Source organism: Streptomyces sp. ASQP_92, assembly GCF_025399895.1.
Lineage (GTDB): Bacteria > Actinomycetota > Actinomycetes > Streptomycetales > Streptomycetaceae > Streptomyces.
The window spans coordinates 104695-121819 of the sequence record NZ_JAODUA010000001.1 but is presented as its reverse complement, the minus strand read 5'-3'; the positions used below and the strand labels follow the sequence as shown (position 1 = coordinate 121819).

Annotated in this window: 17 protein-coding genes and 1 tRNA gene; 7 read left to right on the top strand and 11 right to left on the bottom strand. The window is 70.8% G+C overall.

Going from position 1 to position 17125, the window contains the following annotated elements:
- Positions 1-48 precede the first annotated feature (48 nt).
- From N4G70_RS00525 to N4G70_RS00500, 6 genes are all read left to right on the top strand, one after another.
- Positions 49-1251: an ABC transporter ATP-binding protein gene (locus tag N4G70_RS00525; protein WP_261711319.1), complete on the top strand. Its 1203-nt coding sequence runs from the start codon at positions 49-51 to the stop codon at positions 1249-1251.
- A complete protein-coding gene (locus N4G70_RS00520) occupies positions 1248-2120 on the top strand; it encodes an ABC transporter permease (protein WP_261710339.1) in 873 nt (290 codons plus the stop codon). The genes N4G70_RS00525 and N4G70_RS00520 overlap by 4 nt, the downstream gene beginning before the upstream one ends.
- A complete protein-coding gene (locus N4G70_RS00515; protein ID WP_261710338.1) occupies positions 2120-3103 on the top strand; it encodes a glycine betaine ABC transporter substrate-binding protein in 984 nt (327 codons plus the stop codon). The genes N4G70_RS00520 and N4G70_RS00515 overlap by 1 nt, the downstream gene beginning before the upstream one ends.
- 163 nt (positions 3104-3266) lie before the next feature.
- A complete protein-coding gene (locus N4G70_RS00510; RefSeq protein ID WP_261710337.1) occupies positions 3267-3893 on the top strand; it encodes a transcriptional regulator in 627 nt (208 codons plus the stop codon).
- A 52-nt stretch (positions 3894-3945) separates the two neighbouring features.
- Positions 3946-4122: a hypothetical protein gene (locus N4G70_RS00505; RefSeq protein ID WP_261710336.1), complete on the top strand. Its 177-nt coding sequence runs from the start codon at positions 3946-3948 to the stop codon at positions 4120-4122.
- Positions 4119-5429, top strand: coding sequence for an MFS transporter (locus N4G70_RS00500; RefSeq protein ID WP_261710334.1), 1311 nt, complete (start codon positions 4119-4121; stop codon positions 5427-5429). Before N4G70_RS00505 ends, N4G70_RS00500 begins: the two co-directional genes overlap by 4 nt.
- Here the strand turns inward: N4G70_RS00500 and N4G70_RS00495 are convergent.
- The 6 genes from N4G70_RS00495 to N4G70_RS00470 form a co-directional block, all read right to left on the bottom strand.
- A complete protein-coding gene (locus tag N4G70_RS00495) occupies positions 5362-6150 on the bottom strand; it encodes a S16 family serine protease (protein ID WP_261710333.1) in 789 nt (262 codons plus the stop codon). The genes N4G70_RS00500 and N4G70_RS00495 overlap by 68 nt on opposite strands.
- A 162-nt stretch (positions 6151-6312) precedes the next feature.
- Positions 6313-6957: an IclR family transcriptional regulator gene (locus N4G70_RS00490; protein ID WP_261710331.1), complete on the bottom strand. Its 645-nt coding sequence runs from the start codon at positions 6955-6957 to the stop codon at positions 6313-6315.
- A gap of 455 nt (positions 6958-7412) precedes the next feature.
- Complete coding sequence (locus N4G70_RS00485) at positions 7413-9239, bottom strand: DEAD/DEAH box helicase (RefSeq protein WP_261710330.1); 1827 nt, start codon at positions 9237-9239, stop codon at positions 7413-7415.
- A 564-nt stretch (positions 9240-9803) separates the two neighbouring features.
- Entirely contained in the window at positions 9804-10175 is a 372-nt protein-coding gene (locus tag N4G70_RS00480; protein WP_261710329.1) for a type II toxin-antitoxin system death-on-curing family toxin, read from the bottom strand.
- Positions 10172-10369, bottom strand: coding sequence for a plasmid mobilization protein (locus tag N4G70_RS00475; protein ID WP_261710328.1), 198 nt, complete (start codon positions 10367-10369; stop codon positions 10172-10174). The genes N4G70_RS00480 and N4G70_RS00475 overlap by 4 nt, the downstream gene beginning before the upstream one ends.
- 125 nt (positions 10370-10494) lie before the next feature.
- Positions 10495-11934: an MFS transporter gene (locus tag N4G70_RS00470; RefSeq protein ID WP_261710327.1), complete on the bottom strand. Its 1440-nt coding sequence runs from the start codon at positions 11932-11934 to the stop codon at positions 10495-10497.
- A gap of 263 nt (positions 11935-12197) precedes the next feature.
- Here N4G70_RS00470 and N4G70_RS00465 point away from each other — a divergent pair.
- Positions 12198-12272: transfer RNA gene (locus N4G70_RS00465), tRNA-Cys, on the top strand.
- A 78-nt stretch (positions 12273-12350) separates the two neighbouring features.
- On the opposite strand, the gene N4G70_RS00460 is transcribed toward N4G70_RS00465, so the two are convergent.
- The 5 genes from N4G70_RS00460 to N4G70_RS00440 all read right to left on the bottom strand — a co-directional run bounded on the left by N4G70_RS00460 (position 12351) and on the right by N4G70_RS00440 (position 17116).
- A complete protein-coding gene (locus N4G70_RS00460) occupies positions 12351-13634 on the bottom strand; it encodes a site-specific integrase (protein WP_261710326.1) in 1284 nt (427 codons plus the stop codon).
- Positions 13635-13716: 82 nt separating this feature from the next.
- On the bottom strand, positions 13717-13944 hold the full coding sequence (locus N4G70_RS00455; protein ID WP_261710325.1) for a helix-turn-helix domain-containing protein: 228 nt from the start codon (positions 13942-13944) through the stop codon (positions 13717-13719).
- A 339-nt stretch (positions 13945-14283) separates the two neighbouring features.
- Positions 14284-15831: a YfjI family protein gene (locus N4G70_RS00450; protein ID WP_261710324.1), complete on the bottom strand. Its 1548-nt coding sequence runs from the start codon at positions 15829-15831 to the stop codon at positions 14284-14286.
- On the bottom strand, positions 15828-16754 hold the full coding sequence (locus tag N4G70_RS00445) for a bifunctional DNA primase/polymerase (RefSeq protein WP_261710323.1): 927 nt from the start codon (positions 16752-16754) through the stop codon (positions 15828-15830). The genes N4G70_RS00450 and N4G70_RS00445 overlap by 4 nt, the downstream gene beginning before the upstream one ends.
- Positions 16755-16840: 86 nt before the next feature.
- On the bottom strand, positions 16841-17116 hold the full coding sequence (locus N4G70_RS00440; protein ID WP_261710322.1) for a hypothetical protein: 276 nt from the start codon (positions 17114-17116) through the stop codon (positions 16841-16843).
- Between the last annotated feature and the right edge of the window lie 9 nt (positions 17117-17125).

The following is a 17125-nucleotide window of genomic DNA, read 5'->3' as shown; positions in this document are numbered from 1 at the left end:
GGGTCCGCCGGTGCGTCGGCCCCGGGCGGCTCCGCCTCGGGGGCCTCCATCCAGTTGGAGGAGCTGACCAAGCGGTATCCGGGCAACCCCAACCCCGCCGTGGACAGCGTCACCATGGAGATCAAGGCGGGCGAGACCGTCGTCTTCGTGGGGCCTTCGGGCTGTGGCAAGTCGACCACGCTCAAGATGATCAACCGGTTGATCGAACCGACATCCGGCCGTATCCGGATCGACGACGAGGACGTCACCGACATCGACCCGGTGAAACTGCGCCGCAAGGTCGGTTACGCAATCCAGTCGTCCGGGCTCTTCCCGCACATGACGGTCGCCGAGAACATCGCGCTCGTCCCGAAGATGGTCGGCTGGTCCAGGGCGAAGGTGAAGGACCGGGTCGAGGAGATGCTGGACCTGGTCGGGCTCGATCCGCGCGAGTTCCACGGCCGCTATCCGCGCCAGCTCTCCGGCGGACAGCAGCAACGGGTGGGCGTGGCAAGGGCGTTGGCGGCCGATCCGCCGGTGCTCCTGATGGACGAGCCGTTCGGCGCCGTCGACCCGATCACCCGCGACCACCTCCAGGACGAGCTGATCCGCCTCCAGCACGAGCTGCACAAGACGATCGTCTTCGTCACCCACGACTTCGACGAGGCGATCAAACTGGGCGACCGGATCGCCGTGCTGCGCGAACGCTCGCACATCGCTCAGTTCGACACTCCGGAGGCCATCCTCACCAACCCCGCGGACGACTTCGTCTCCGGGTTCGTCGGCGCGGGCGCCGCCCTCAAGCGCCTCAACCTCACCCGCGTACGGGATGTGGAGATGGCCGAGTTCCCCACGGTCACCGTGGACGACCCACTCCAGTCGATCTTCAACAAGCTCCGCAGCGGCCCGCACAACGAACTGCTCATGCTGGACCGCAGGAACCGCCCCTACAAGTGGCTGCGGCGCGGCGATCTGATGCGCGCCAAGGGCTCGCTCGCGCGGGCCGGGCAGATGGTGCACGACACGGTGACCCGGGACGCGACGCTGCACGACGCCCTGGAGGCCGTGCTCATCGACTCCGGCGGCCGGGTCGCGGTGACCGGGCGGCGCGGCGAGTACATCGGCGTCGTCGACATGGAGACCCTGATGAACTCCGTGCACGAACTCCTGGAGGCCGACCGGCTGACCGCCATCGAGCACCAGCACGACCTCGAAGAGCACCGCCACCACCAGACCGAACAGGAGCTGGAGGGCGGTGCGAAGCAGCCATGACGCCCAGGAGCTCCGCCCCCGCCGAGCGCCCGCCGGGCGAGCACGAGGTCGGCGGTCGCGCCTTCCGCGACGAGCTGCCCGGCCCGCTCGCCGAGCCCGAGGACGAGGCGAGTCCGGCGCCGGGCAGGCCGGCCCGCCGGATCACCTGGCGCAAGCTGGTCTTCCTGCCGGTGGTGCTCGCGGTCGTCCTGGTGATCACCTACGTCTGGATCACCCATGTCGACCTGGACTCGATCGCGAAGAACTCCCTCGACCACGGCAATGTCCAACTCCGGCTGTGGCAGCACGTGAAGCTGACCGCGATCTCCACGTTCTGGGTGCTGATCATCGCGATCCCGCTCGGCATCGCGCTGACCCGGCGCGGGGTGAGCCGGGCGGCGCCGCTGGTCACCGCGGTCGCCAACATCGGCCAGGCCACCCCGGCCATCGGCCTGTTGGCGCTCCTGGTGATCTGGCTCGGCATCGGGCCCGGCACGGCGATCGTCGGCATGGTGATCTACGCGGTCCTGCCGGTGCTCTCCAACACGGTGGCGGGGCTGCGCGCGATCGACCCCCAGCTCGTCGAGGCGTCCCGGGGCATCGGCATGTCGGCGCTCGGCACCCTGGGCAAGGTCGAACTGCCGCTCGCGGTGCCGCTGATCCTCGCGGGGGTGCGGACCGCGCTGGTCCTGAACGTCGGCACCGCCACGCTCGCCACCTTCGGCGGCGGGGGCGGCCTCGGCGACCTGATCACCTCCGGCATCCAGACCCAGCGCATGCCGGTCCTGGTCCTCGGCTCGATCCTGACGGTGGCCCTGGCCCTGCTCGTGGACTGGCTGGCGTCGCTGGCCGAGGTCGCGCTGACCCCGCGCGGACTGGAGGTGGAGTGATGCGGCATCCGCGTACGGCACTGCTCGCCGCCACCGGCTCGCTCGCGCTGCTCGCCGTGGTGTCCGGCTGCGGGCTCAAGTCGGGCTCGCCGCTGGTGGACGACGTGCTGCCCGGCTCGATCGGCCAGGGCCTGCCCCTGAAGGGGGCCTCCCTGACGGTCACGTCGAAGAACTTCAGCGAGAACATCGTCCTGGGCCAGATGGTCGGCCTGGTCTTCAAGGCGGCCGGCGCCGAGGTCCTCGACCGGACGAACCTGCCGGGCTCGATCAGCGCCCGCGAGGCGATCGCGAAGGGCGACGCGGACGCGATGTACGACTACACCGGCACGGCGTGGATCACCTATCAGGGCAACAGCAAGCCGATCACCGACCCCCAGGCGCAGTGGCGGGCGGTGCGCGACGCGGACCTGAAGAACGGCGTGACCTGGCTGCCGCAGTCGACCCTGAACAACACGTATTCGCTGGGGATCAGCCAGTCCAACAACGCCAAGTACCACCTCAAGACGCTCTCGGACGTCGCCGCGCTCTCCAAGAAGGATCCCTCGGCGGTGACGATCTGCGTGGAGAACGAGTTCGCCTCGCGCGAGGACGGGCTGCCCGGCATGGAGAAGGCGTACGGGATGTCGATCCCCGCCTCCAACATCCAGAAGATGGACGCCGGGATCATCTACACCCAGGTGTCCAAGTCCAACTCCTGTCTGCTGGGCGAGGTGTTCACCACCGACGGCCGCATCCAGGCGATGAATCTGGCGACCGTCCAGGACGACAAGCACTTCTTCCCCAACTACAACGCCGCGCCGGCGGTGCACCGCCGGACGTACGAGAAGTACCCGGCGATCGCGGCCCTGCTCGACCCGCTCAGCGCCAGGCTGACGACCGGGATCGCCCGGCAGCTCAACGCCGAGGTCGACGTGGACGGCCGGGACCCGCACGACGTGGCGCTGGAGTGGCTGGTGCGGGAGGGGTTCATCAAGAAGGGGTGAGGCGCGGAGGGGGGCGGGTCCGGGCCGGGAGCCCGCCGCGGGGCCCGCCGCGGGGCCCGCCGCGGGGCCCGCCGCGGGGCATGAGCGTACAAAGAACTCGATGCAAAGAAGTTCATGCAAAGAAAGTGTTGCAAGGGTCTCTTTGCAGAGCTACCTTTGGGTCATGCCCGAGAACCAGCGGCCCGCCGCCCCGCACCCCCAGAACGCCGCCGGGGAGCGCATCCTCGACGCGCGCTCCCTGCGCGGCCTCGCCCACCCCCTGCGCATCCGCATCCTGAAGTCGCTTCGCCACGACGGGCCGGCCACGGCCTCCCAACTGGGCGACCGGCTGGGCGAGTCGAGCGGGGCGACCAGCTACCACCTGCGCCAGCTCGCCACGCACGGCTTCGTCGAGGACGACCCGGCGCGCGGCAAGGGGCGCGAGCGCTGGTGGAAGGCGGTGCACAACGGCACCTCGTTCGCCGACGACCTGCACACCAGCAGCGATCCGGAGGTGCGGGGCGCGGCCAACCTGTTCCTGCACGAGATCGCCGGCATCCACACCCAGGAGCTCTCGACCTGGCTCGCCACCATGCACGACTGGCCGGAGCCGTGGTCCACCAGCGGCGACCTGAGCGACTTCACCCTGAACCTCACCGCCGCCCAACTCCATGAGCTCAACGAGAAGTTGCACGCCGTCGTCGAGACGTACCGCGCCGCCGCCCCGGAGTCCGACGCGGCGCCGGGTGCCGAAGCCGCCCAGGTCCGCGTGCATCTCCACTCCTTCCCGCGCGCCCACCAGGCCCGCTGAACCCCCCGCCCCACCCCCGTCCCAAGCCCGCCCGTCCGAAGGGACCCACGCCGTGCACAGCGACACCCACCTCCTGCTGCACCACCAGCGCGCCGCCGAACTGGCCGCCGAAGCGCGCGAAGCATTCCCCCGCGAGCCGCACCTCAGGGCCCAACTCGGCTGGATGATGGTTGAGTTGGGGCTCCGCCTGACCCAGCAGGAACCGCGGCGCCACGCCCGCCTCGCATGAGCGGCCCGGGGGGACACCGCGATCGCAGGCCGCTCACGGCCGTACTCACGGCCAACGCCATATCCGCCAGCGGCAGTTCACTCACCCTCATCGGGGTGCCGTGGTTCGTCCTGGAAACCACCGGCAGCCCGGGCCGGGCCGGGGTCGTCGCCTTCTGCGCGACGCTGCCGATCGTCGTGTCGGCCCTGGTCGGCGGCCCGGTCATCGACCGTGTGGGGCGCCGCCGGGTGTCGGTGGGCTCCGATGTCGTGTGCGGGCTCGCGGTCGCCGCGATCCCGCTCCTGCACCAGGCCGGGCTCCTGGCGTTCTGGCTGCTCTGCGCCCTGATGGCGCTCGGCGGACTCGCCCACACCCCGGGCGTCACCGCGCGCTACGTCCTGCTCCCGGACCTGGCGCGCCGTTCCGGCACCACCCTGTCGCGCGCCGCCAGCGGCTACGACGCCGTCGCGCGCGGCGCCCGGATGACCGGCGCGGCCCTGGCCGGCGTGCTCATCGCGCTGACCGGCGCCGGAAACGTCCTCCTCGTCGACGGCGCGACCTTCGCCGTCTCGGCGGCGCTGGTCGCGGCCGGACTGCGCCACGTCCCCGAGGCCCGGCCCCGGCGCGACGGCCCGCCCGTCTCGGCGCGCACCTACAAGGCCGAACTGCGCGAGGGATACGCCTACTTGGCGCGTACCCGGCTGCTGCTCGCGGTGGTCACCATGGTCATGCTGATGAACGGAACCGACCAGGGCTGGAACGCCGTCCTGCTCCCCGTCCACGCCGAGCGCCAGCTGGGCGGGGCGCCCCAACTCGGCTTGCTGGCCGCCCTGTTCGGGGCCGGCGGACTGTCGGGCGCGCTCCTGTACGGGCTCGTCGGCCACCGCTTCCGGCGCCGTACGGTCTTCTCGGCCTGTGTGCTGCTGTGCGGGGCGCCCCGGTACGCGGTCGCGGCGCTGACCGGCACCACCCTGCCGCTGGCCGTCACGATGGTGGTGGCGGGGCTCGCGAGCGGCGCGCTCAACCCGATCCTGACGACGGTGATCTACGAGAAGGTGCCCGACGCGCTGCGCAGCCGGGTCGCCGGGGTGCTCACGGCGGGCTGTGAACTGGCCATGCCGCTCGGCGGGCTCGCCGCCGGCTTCCTGGTGGAGAGCGCGGGGCCGCGCGGCGCGCTGCTCATGGTCGGCGGGGTGTATCTGCTGGCGACGCTGAGCCCGCTCGTCCTGCCGGCGTGGAAGGACATGGACGCGGGCGCCGTCAGCAGGACGGAACCGGGTCGCCCTTCTGCAACGCCTGAAGCGCGGACACCGCACCCTTCAGCGTAGTGACGGGGATCAGGCGCAGCCCCTTGGGCAGTTCGGAGTGGGCGTCCGAGCACTCCCCCTTCGGCACGAGGAACACGGTCGCCCCGTCGCGGGCGGCGGCCTTCGTCTTGAGCGCGACCCCGCCGACCTCGCCGACGTTCCCGCCGCCGGTGATCGTCCCCGTACCGGCGATGGTGTGGCCGCCCGTGAGGTCGCCCCCCGAGCCGTTGCCGTTCAGCTTGTCGATGATGCCGAGCGTGAAGAGCAGCCCCGCGCTCGGGCCGCCGACGTCGGCGAGGTGCAGATCGACCTTGACCTTGTCGGGGCTGAGGCCGAGATAGCCGAGCGCCGCGACGGAGGCGGCGTCCTGCGACTGCTTCATCTGCGCCTGGTTGTGCTCGGAGATCTCCTTCTCGCTGCCGCCGACCGGATAGACCGAGTCGCGCGGCATCACCGCCCGGTCGGTGCGGAACCAGCCGTCCACCACATCATCGATCCCGACGTCCGCGGTGGGCCCGGTGGCCACGATGGTGGTCATCCGCAGCTGCCCGCTGGTGGGCCGGGTGGGGGCGCCGGAGATGGTGATCACCGGCTTGCCCTCGTCGTTCCCGAGCACGTCGGCGGTCGGCCCCGGCTGGGCCACCACGAACGGCAGCGGCGCGAAGCAGGCGACGGCGAGCAGCGCGACGACTGGTGCGGCGCCGATGGCGAGGTTGCGGAGGCGGGGGTGACGAGTGAGCACGGCTCCAATCTATCCGTACGCAACCGGACGCCCCGGACGCCCCCGAATGCCTGGCCGCGCATGGCGCGGTGCGGGGCGTCGAGGGGCCGGCAGGGCTCCGCGCGAGGCGTCGAAGCGGACCCGGGCGGCTCCGCGCGGGGCGTCGAACCGGATCCGGGCGGCTCAGCGCAGGGCGTCGGCGACTTCCTTCGCCGCGTCCACGACCCGCGGTCCGACCCGTTCGGGTACGGCGTCGGCGAGCATCACCACACCCACGCTCCCCTCTATCCCGGTGACCCCGACCAGCGGAGCCGCGGCCCCGCTCGCGCCGGCCTCCAGCTCGCCGTGGGTGAGGGTGAAGCCGGGCTCGGCGAGGCCTCCGGCCTGGCGGGCGGAGAGGATCGCGCGGCCGGCCGCGCCCCGGTCCAGGGGGTGGCGGAACCCGGCCCGGTAGGCCACGTGGTAGTCGGTCCAGGTCGGCTCGACCACGGCCACCGCGAGCGCGTCCGATCCGTCGACGAGGGTGAGGTGGGCGGTGGCCCCGATGTCCTCGGCGAGCGAGCGCAGCGCGGGCAGCGCCGCCTCCCGGACCAGGGGGTGCACCTGGCGGCCCAGGCGCAGCACGCCGAGCCCGACCCGGGCGCGGCCGCCGAGGTCACGTCGTACGAGGGCGTGCTGCTCCAGAGTGGCGAGCAGGCGGTAGACGACCGTGCGGTTGACGCCGAGTTTGTTGGACAACTCGGTGACCGTCAGACCGTGGTCGGTGTCGGCGAGCAGCTTGAGGACGCGTAGTCCCCGGTCGAGCGTCTGGGAGGTCTCCGCGGTCACGACACCCACTCCTTAAGTGGCGAGTCGCGGCGGCACTCTCCGTGGTTCGCGGCGCCGGTCCCATCGGCATCGCGCGCAGAGCCCGCCGGCGAGGCCAAAACACCGGCTGCGCTCCGCGGCGACGCTGCCACGGGGCGTTTGCATGGCGGGGACAGTAGCGAGCGGATACCGCTCAGCGGAAGACCTCGTCCAGAATCCGGGCGCGAGCAGAATTTCGAAACCCGCGGAATGGGCGGAGCAGCCCCAACAGATGGACAAATAATGACCCGTGGGGGATGAATTTGATCCTGTTCGATCCCCTTCGGGACCTAAGTCCGTCTTAGCGAGGACCAGGGGCGACCCGCACGGATTTGCCGGGCCATTACCGTGGCAGACGGTCGAGGAGCGTCCGTGGGGGCCGCTCCTCGCGAGGGGCCCGGCATCGCACGCCGGGCCCCCTTTCCGCGACGGGCCCGCTACTTCATGCGGGTCGCCCACTCCTGAACCTTCTTGATCCGCTCGCGCAGCTGTCCCGCCGTGGCCTCCGCGCTCGGCGGACCGCCGCACACCCGGCGCAGCTCGGTGTGGATGACGCCGTGCGGCTTGCCGCTCTGGTGGACGTACGCGCCGACCATCGTGTTGAGCGACTTGCGCAGTTCGAGCAGTTCCTTGTGCGAGACGACGGGGCGTCGTTCTGCGGGCATTTCGAGCAGATCGGCCTGCTCGGCCGGCTTCTGGCGGCTGTGCGCGATCTGCCGGGCCTGCCGCTTCTGGAGCAGCATCTGCACCTGGTCGGGTTCGAGGAGCCCGGGAATGCCGAGATAGTCCTGCTCCTCCTCGCTCCCCGGGTGGGCCTGCATGCCGAATTCGGCGCCGTTGTACATGACCCGGTCGAAGACGGCATCGGATTCGAGGGCCTCGAAGGGGAGCATGTCGTCCCCGGTGTCCTCGTCCTGCTCCCTGTTCGCCTCGTCCATTTCCTGCTCGGACTCGGCGTAGGGGTCCTCTTCCTCGCCGTCCTTCTTCGGCTTGTCGAGTACGTGGTCGCGCTCGACCTCCATCTCGTTGGCGAAGCCGAGGAGCATGGGAATGGTGGGGAGGAAAACGGAAGCGGTCTCACCGCGCCGCCGTGACCGGACGAAACGGCCGACGGCCTGGGCGAAGAACAGCGGGGTCGAAATGGTGGTGGCGTACACCCCGACGGCCAGCCGCGGCACGTCGACGCCCTCGGACACCATGCGCACGGCGACCATCCACCGGTCGTCGCCCTCGGCGAACTCGTCGATCCGCTTGGACGCTCCGGTGTCGTCGGACAGCACGACGGTGGCCTTCGTCCCGGTGATCTCGCGGATCAGTTTGGCGTAGGCGCGGGCGGAGTCCTGGTCGGAGGCGATGACGAGCGCGCCGGCGTCCGGGATGGCCTTCCTGACCTCGGTCAGACGCTGGTCGGCTGCGCGCAGCACATTGGGCATCCAGTCGCCGCGCGGGTCGAGCGCGGTGCGCCAGGCCTGCGAGATGGCGTCCTTGGTCATGGGCTCGCCGAGCCGCGCCGCGATCTCGTCGCCGGCCTTGGTGCGCCAGCGCATGTTGCCGCTGTAGCTCATGAATATGACCGGCCGCACGACACCGTCGGCGAGCGCGTTGCCGTATCCGTAGGTGTAGTCGGCGGAGGACCGCCGGATCCCGTCGTTGCCCTCCTCGTACGTGACGAAGGGAATGGGGTTGGTGTCGGACCGGAAGGGGGTGCCGGTGAGCGCGAGGCGCCGGGTCGCCGGGTCGAAGGCTTCGAGGCAGGCCTCGCCCCACGACTTGGAGTCACCGGCGTGGTGGATCTCGTCGAGGATGACGAGCGTCTTGCGCTGCTCGCACCGGTTGCGGTGCAGCATCGGGCGCACGCCCACACCGGCGTAGGTGACGGCGACGCCGTGGTACTCCCTGCTGAGCGGCCCCGCGCTGTAGTCCGGGTCGAGCTTGATGCCGACCCGGGCCGCGGCGTCCGCCCACTGCTTCTTGAGGTGCTCGGTCGGCGCGACCACGGTGATCTGCTGCACCACGTGGTGGTGCAGCAGCCACGAGGCGAGGGTGAGCGCGAAGGTCGTCTTGCCGGCGCCGGGCGTCGCGACGGCGAGGAAGTCGCGCGGCTGCTCCTGGACATACCTCTCCAGGGCACCCTGCTGCCAGGCTCTCAGCTTGTTGGCGGTGCCCCAGGGGGCGCGGCCGGGGAAGGCGGGTGAGAGGTGGTGGGAGGCGGTAGTAGTCACGGTCTCCGGTTCGGGGCTCTCGGTGTACGGGATCACGGGCATCCGGGCGGCGGTGCCCGGCGGGCTGCCGAGCGGGCTCCGCGTCCACCCGGGCGGGCGCGGAACCGACTCGTACGTACGACAACCGGGCCACCTTACCGGCCCGGGTCGCCCGGAGGCGTCTTCCCGGGCTGGAGCTGCGCCCCCCGCACCCCCTGTCGCGCCTGAACGGCGCTCGTCCTCAAACGCCGGACAGGCTGAACATGCCCCCAGCATCGGCACCGACAGGGACGCGGGGAACTGCGCGACCAGCCACCTGCGGCCCGACGACGAAGGCGGGTTTTTGGGGGCGCGGGGAACTGCGCGAGGAGCGACCGCGGTCCGCAGACGACCGGGGTTTCAGGGGCGCGGGGAACTGCGCGACCAGCCACCTGCGGCCCGCAGACGAAGGCGGGTTCTCAGGGGCGCGGGGAACTGCGCGAGACCGCGGGCACGGTCCGCGGGACGAAGAGGGGTCAGGGGCGCGGGGAACTGCGCAAAGCACGCCGGGGAACAGGCCCGCGTGGCCGCGCGGAACGGACGCCCGGGCCGGGCGGGCCCGGCGCTACGTCGCGGATGGGCGCGGAGCTACTTCGCGAAAAGGGGCAGCCGCTCGGCGACCTTGGGAACGTCGAGCATGCCCTGGCAGACCGCCAGAACGAACTCCTCCGCGTCGTCCACGTCGAACTCCGGGTCGAGCGGATGACCGCTGAGGTGCAGGAAGACCCAGGTCGCGTACCAGGCGATCCGCTTGTTCCCGTCGACCAGCGCGTGGTTGCGGGCCAGCGACTCCATGAGGGCGGCCGCCTTGTGCCAGACGTCCGGGTACGCGTCCTGCCCGAACACGCTCGACCGGGGCCGCACGAGCGCGGACTCCAGCAGCCCGTAGTCGCGCACCTCCTCCTCGCCCAGGCGCTGGGTGAGGTTGTGGAGTTCGGGAAGCGTCAGGTACGGCGTCATGCGAGCCTCCGGTTCAGCTCGGCGCTCGCCTTCAGCACGTGCTCGGCCGCCTCGTCGAACAGTCGCGAGCGTTCGTCGACGGCACGCATCACGGCTTCGTGGGCGAAGGACTGCATGCTGCGCCCTTCCGCCTCCGCGCGCTGCCGCAGCGCATCGAGCTCTTCTTCGGTGAACCTGACATTGAGACCAGCCATGGGGCGACGGTACCGCGTGGTACCGCCTGGTGTCGTGCGGGTTTCAGGTGACGGAGGTGGGGGGCACGGCCCGAGCCGGGCGGGGCCGGAAGAAGTGGGGGCCGAGCAGGGGGCCGGGCAGGGCCTCAGCGCTCCCGGACCCGGGCCGCCACCCACGTCCCGCTCAGCGCCACCGCTGCCATCGGCAGGAACACCACCAGGAAGGCGCCCGGGTGGGAGCCCGTCGGACCCGTCACCGAGCCGCCGCCGAGCGCCGCGAACGCCGCCCCTCCCGCCGCCAGCAGCAGCGCGTTGGACAGGCCGTCCGAGATCTGGAGGGCGGCGGAGTTGGCACCCGCCTCCTGGGGGGCCGAGAGCTTCAGGAGCAGCACGCTCGTCGAGGTGATGACCATGCCCATGCCGAAACAACCGACGGCCCACGCGACGGCGACCACCCACACCGGCACCGCCGCGACCAGCACGCTCGGCGCGACCACGATCGCGAGCGCCACCAGGATCATGCCGACCACCATCATGCGTTCCCGGTACGCCTCCATGCGGGGCCGGGCCTGCACGGAGGAACCCAGCGCCCAGGTGGCCCCGCCGACGGCCAGCGAGAGTCCGGCCATCGTGGGGGTGAGGCCGCGCTGGGTGACGAGCATCAGCGGCACGAACGACTCCGCCACGATGAACGACCCCGCCGCGATCCCGCGCAGCAGCACCACGGAGGGCAGCCCGCGCGCCCCGCGCCAGGTGCCGTGCGGAAGGAGCGCGCGCCGGCCCGCGACGGCCGGCCCGAGGAGAGCCACGCCCGCCGCGAACGGCAGCACGGAGAGCCATCTGAGGTCCTGCCCGGCGTACTGCAACAGGCCCGCACCCACCGAGATCGCCAGCGCCAGCCCGATCCGGCGGCGGTCGAAGGGCTCCACGGGCGCGGACGGGTCGGCCGGCCCGGACGCCATCCGCCGCGTCGCCGGCAGCGCGAGCGCCAGCGGGAACACCACGAGGGCCGGGATCCCGATGAACACCCAGCGCCAGCCGAGCTGTTCGGTGACGGTCCCCGCGACGAGCGGCCCGACCACCGAGGGCACGACCCAGCCCGCCGCGAACGCCGCCATCATCGTCGGCTGGAGGCGCGCGGGGTAGGCGCGGCCCATGACCACGTACAGGGCCACGATCACCAGTCCGCCGCCGAGCCCCTGTACGGCGCGGCCCGCGATGAACGTCCACATGTTCGGCGCGGTCCCCGACAGCAGCAGCCCCGCCGCGAACCCGCTGATCCCGACGCCGAGCGCCCCGAGCGGCCCGCGCCGGTCGGCCCACTGGCCGGCCACGACCATCCCGAACAGGCTCGTCGTGAAGTACGCGGAGAAGGCGAAGGCGTACAGCGACACCCCGTCGAGCTCCCGCGCCGCCACGGGCATCGCGGTGCCGACGGCGGTCGCCTCGAAGGCGATGAGCAGCACGACCGTGACGATCCCGACGCTCAGCGCCCGATGCTCACGCCCCAGGATGCCGCCGCCCCCGACGACCTCCGCGGAGGGGTGGCCGGCCACGCGGACATCGGACGGTTCAAGGGCGCTCATCCGCCCAGGGTAAGAGGCGTGCGACGGGTTGGCCCCTGTCGGAGGGCGGATCTCGGCCTGGGCCGATGGTCGTAGGAGTACGCCGGGAAGCCGACGGTCCTGGGAGTACGACGGGAACATGACGCGCGATGAACTCCCCCGACCTCCCACGCCCTCCGTATGAACCCCCGTGAACGCCACATGGCAGTCGCATTGCACCCCGCCCCGGGCCCTTCCCCCGCCCCGGACGGCCCCCTACGGTCGTGCATACGCACTCAGCACACGGCCGTGTACCCGAGTGGCTCAGGGACTCGCCTGCAAAGCGAGTTACGCGGGTTCGATTCCCGCCACGGCCTCCAACCGCCTGAACAGGCGAAGCAAAAGGGCGGCACCCCGTACAGGGTGCCGCCCTTTTGCCGCCCGTCTCAGTTGGCGTCTCAGTTGGCCGGTACGAGCGCGCCGGCCGCACCGCCGTCGTCATCGTCCGGCCGATCCGCCTCGGGCTTCCAGATCAGGCCGTCCACCTGTCGCGCGATGTCCGTCCGCACGGCATCCACCATGTGCTGATAGCGAGCGGCCATGGCTGTGGTCGACCACCCCATGAGGCCCATGACGGCGCGCTCGGGGACACCGAGGATGAGCAGAACCGTGGCGGCCGTGTGACGCGCGTCGTGCAGGCGTCCGTCACGCACCTTCGCCTCTGTGAGGAGAGCCTTCCACTCTGCCCAGTCCCGACGGTGGGACGGACTGCGACCGTGTTCGTCCGGGAAGACCAGTCCGTTCTCCTCCCAGCGCTTCCCGGCCACGGCTCGCTCCTCTTCCTGCGCCTTTCGGTGGGCACGGAGTAGGTCGACGAGCTGCTCAGGGAGACCGACGGCACGGCGGCTGGCACGTGACTTGGTGACCGACAACTCCGCGTTGGTTCGCCTCCTCTGTGGGCAGTACCCGGCCGTTTTGCGTCCGCATGGCTCCACACACCCGTGGGCGTACTGCGGCCGGTGGCGGCTACGCCGGACCACAAGGAACCCGCCGTCGAGGTCCACGTCATCCCAAACCAGTCCGAGCACTTCCCCTTGACGGAGTCCAAGAGCGAGGGCGACGGCCCAGCGTGCGGAGTTCCGCTGACGATCGGCGGCCTTGAGCAACCGCTGTACCTCGTGGACGCTGTAGGGCTCCACCTCGTACTCCCCCGTCTTTGGGGCCTTGGCCAACTGAACCGGGTTCTTGCCGAGATGGCCGCGCCGAACCGCCTCATTGAGGGCGGTGCGCAGCGTGCGGTGCGCCTGGTGTGCGGTCGCGGGCTTGCTGCCGTTGGCCTGCATCTTGGCGTAGAACGCCTCGATGTGCTCGGGCTTCAGCCTGTCGAGACGGTGAGCGCCCAAACCGGGGATGAGGTGCTTCCGGACAGCCACGCCGTACCCGACCATCGTGTTGTCGTTCACGGCGAGGGGCGCGACGTTCTCAATCCAGTGAGTCAGCCACGCCTTGACCGTCCATGCCTTTCCGGGCTTGCGTATGGTCTTGGAGTCGCGCTCCTTCTCCAACTCGCGTACGGCTAGGGTTACTTCGGCGCGGGTCTTTCGCTCGACGTGGCGGCGGTCCGGGGCGCCGTCGTCACGGATGCCGACGGTGACGCGACCGTGCCATTTGCCGTCTTTGCCGAAGTAGATCGAGCTACGACCATTCGGCTGTCGGGTGCGCTTCTTGTCGTCCTCTGCCACAGGCAGGCTCCAGTTTCTTGCGTGTCGAGTTGGGGCAGGGAGGCGGCCTGATCTGTCCGGGATGCCGCCTCCCCGGGCGTCGTCAAGCGGCGCGTTGGGCGGTGCGGAGACGGGTCGCGTAGGCAGCCGGCGCATCGACGGGGACACGGCGAAGTCCGCCGACCAGAACGGACTCCAATTCGCCGGTGCGGATGAGCGCGAAGCATGTGGTCCTGCCGATCCTGAGTCGGCGTGCGGCCTCTTCGACCTTGAGGAAAACGAGGGTCGGGTCGTCGTCGACGGCGGTGGCGGGGGTGTCGTGTTCGTCCACGGCTCACTCCTGAGGGGCCGAGTTCATGGGCAGGTGCCGCCGCACAAACCGCAAAATCCGCAGAAAGCCCAGGGATGCCCGATGAGCTGCGGTGTTGTGGCGTGCGTACGGTGTCGAGTGGCGCTCCGCAGAAACCCGCGATATTCCGCAAAAATCAGGGGCGCGGCCGTCGACCGGCCCTGCAGGTGGGACGGTGCTCGGTTTTTTGCGGAATATCGCGGGATTGTGCGGCGGACCCCGGCCGCGTGGCGGCGCAAGGTCTCGCCGCAGGTCAGCGGGCGTGCCGGGGGTTATTGCGGATTTTGCGGTTTGTGCGGGAGGGGACAGGCGGTTCGGGGGCTACGGCCCGATGTCCCGGAAGGTGGGGTGTACCTGCAAGCGGGGTGCCGGGGGGCGTCCGCGCTTGCCGGTGCGCTCGGGCTGATAGGACCGCAGGTATCCGTGGTCTTCGAGCAACGCGAGAGCCGGTTCGAGGTCGGCAACAGTGGGGACCTCGCTGCGGGACAGGACGCTGAAGACGTCCCGTCGGCTGACGTCCGCCCATCCGTTGTCCCTCAGCGCTTCCAGCACGCTGCGGGCGCGTGACAGGACCGGGTCGGCGCTCATGACGTCGAAGACGGCGAGGGCGTGGGCGGTGTAGTACTCCCCCAGCTTGATAGCCGCGTGCATGGTGTCTTCGGTGACCGGGTGGGCATAGCCCTTGCCGCCGCGTTCGGCGAGGTGCAGCAGCGCGGCCACGCGTGCGGTCGCCCCGGCAAGCTTTCCGGCCCAATTGGAGATGTGGCCTAGCTTGCCGCCGCGCGCCTTGAGTTGCGGCTCGATGGCCTTCTGATAGGCGATCAGGGCCGTGTCCGCTTCCGGGGTCAGTTGGATGACGGCCGGGTCGGTCCACTCAGCAAGTGACAGGGTGAGGTCGATGACCCGGGAGGTGTAGTTGGCGGACGTCTGCTCGGGGACCGGATCGGTGATGATCTCGCGGTCACCGACCGTAGACACCGGCAGGGAGTACAGGAATCGGGCCAACAGCCCGCGGCCCTCGAACCCCTTCACCTTCCCGATGTCCCTCAGCACGTCCGGTTGCACGGCGAGGCCGATGGTCAGCGCGGGCGCGTCGATGTACTCCCGGCGGGTCTGCCGGTTCACCCGCAACCGGTCCCCAGCATGGCCTTTCAGGAAGACTTCCATGTTTGGGGCGCCGGAGTAGCGTCCGGCAATGATGTCGAAGATTCCGCCCTCGGCGCTCATCACCGACAGGCGGCCGCCCTGCTCGGCCATTAGCGAGGTCACCGTCTCGGGTGTCGAGTCGTCGGCCAACAGCACCGGTTCGGCGGGGACGGTGAGCGTGTCGGCCGTCTGCGCGAGGCCGACCGCCGCGGCCACCATCTCTTGCCGCTTGTCGCCGTCGGCGGACGCGGCCTTGGCGGCTGCTCTGTCTGCGGCTTCCTTGGCCAACCGCGCCGTGAGCTCCGCTTCGACGATCACGGGCTGCAACGCGGTCTTGAGTTGTTTCTCGGCCTCGTAGAGGGGGTTGGTCAGCAGGGCGAAGACGGCGGATTTGCGGTTGGCGGGTGGGAGGGCGACCACGGTGTACAGGTTGGTCGGCTCACGCCAGTTACCGCGTACGTGGACCACCGACCGGCCGCCGGCCGCCGTGGCGAGCACGGCGAGGGCGATGGAACCGGCGAGGTCCACCGGGGTCTGCGTCTCTTGCGCAACGGCCGCTACGAACTCCCCCAACCAAGCGGGTAGGGCACGTACCGGAAACGTCGGACGTTCACGGCGGCCGGTGAGCGGGATGGGGTCCTCCCACACCGGCTCCACTCCGGGTTCCTCAACGAGGCTCAGCCCGGCCCACAGGTCCGAGCTGTCCACCGGCTGTGCGCTCATGCCGCACTCGCCTCCCCTGCGCCGCCCCGTACGAGCCCGGAGCGGATCGCGGTGCGGCACTCCGATGCGGACAGGCCGATGGACTGCCCCGCACTCATCAGCTCGCTGGTGACGGTGGCCTCGGTCAGGTCCTCGGTCCGGATCAGTCGTGCGAGGGCGTAGGCCGCGAAGTACACAGAGCGATTACGACCGCCCTCGCGGGCGGACAGCACTTTTTCCAGTTCCCCGCGCAGGGCGGTGGTGCTGTAGGCGGTGGCGTTGCGCATGCGGGCGGACAGCTCCGACAGCGGCATGGGGGCCGGTGCGGGCTTGGTGGTGAGCAGGTCACTGAGCCACGCAGGGAGGGGGGCGGCAGGGGCGTCATGAATGACCTCATAGGCCCGGGTGCCGACCATGCTTCCGGCGCCGACCACGTACCCGCCCCAGGCTCGGGTATCGACCTTCCACCCCAGGCTGCCGCCCGTGCTGCGTAGCGTCTTTCCCTCAGGCGCGGTGAAGTACAGGTGCTGTCCGCCACGGCGGGTGCGCACGGTGTACGTCTCGGTCGGCAGCGGCTGGCCCGCTCGTTCGCAGAGGGCGGCCAACACGTCCAGCCCATCGGCCATGCCCGCCCACTCGGCCGGTGCGGTGTCGTCGGCGTTCTTGGGCAAGTCCAGGTCCACCACGACGAGTTGGGCGGGGCCGGTGGCGATCCCGACGTTGTATGGGGCCGTGTCCCAGCACGCGCGGATGCTGTCCGCGTCCAGGGTGGCGCGCTGCTCCGGGGTGCGGTGGCCCTCGGTGCATCGGCCGGTGCCGGGGCAGTCCCGTTCGGGATGTCCGGCGGGCCGCTTGTCTCCGGGCCGCAGGGGGAAGACGGGCCAGCCGCGCTCAGCGGCAGCGAGTGCGGCGCACAGCAGCGCCGGGGCATGGGTTGGTGTCATGCTGGGGGTTCTCCTGTTTCTGCGAAGGGACAAGGGAGCCGGGGCGGTCGCGGTCTTGTGGTGAGAGGCGACCGCCCCGGGCATAGCTACAGGTCGGTCAGTGCGTCGGTGGGGATCTCGTACACGTCGATGACCTCGGACACGTTGGACCAGCGGCCCGGGGTGTGGTGGATGTAGGCGACGTGCAGCGCGGTCCCGTCGCGGTCGGTGGTGGCGTAGACGTTCACCGCGTCCACCGCGTCACGGCTGGCACGGGCCCTGCGGATACCGGAGCGGGCCGCGTCCAGACTGATCGGCTCGGGCCTGTAATTGCGGCCGTCCACCTGGGTGAAGAGCGTCGCGGGCCGGGTGTTGGTGTGCATGACGGGTGT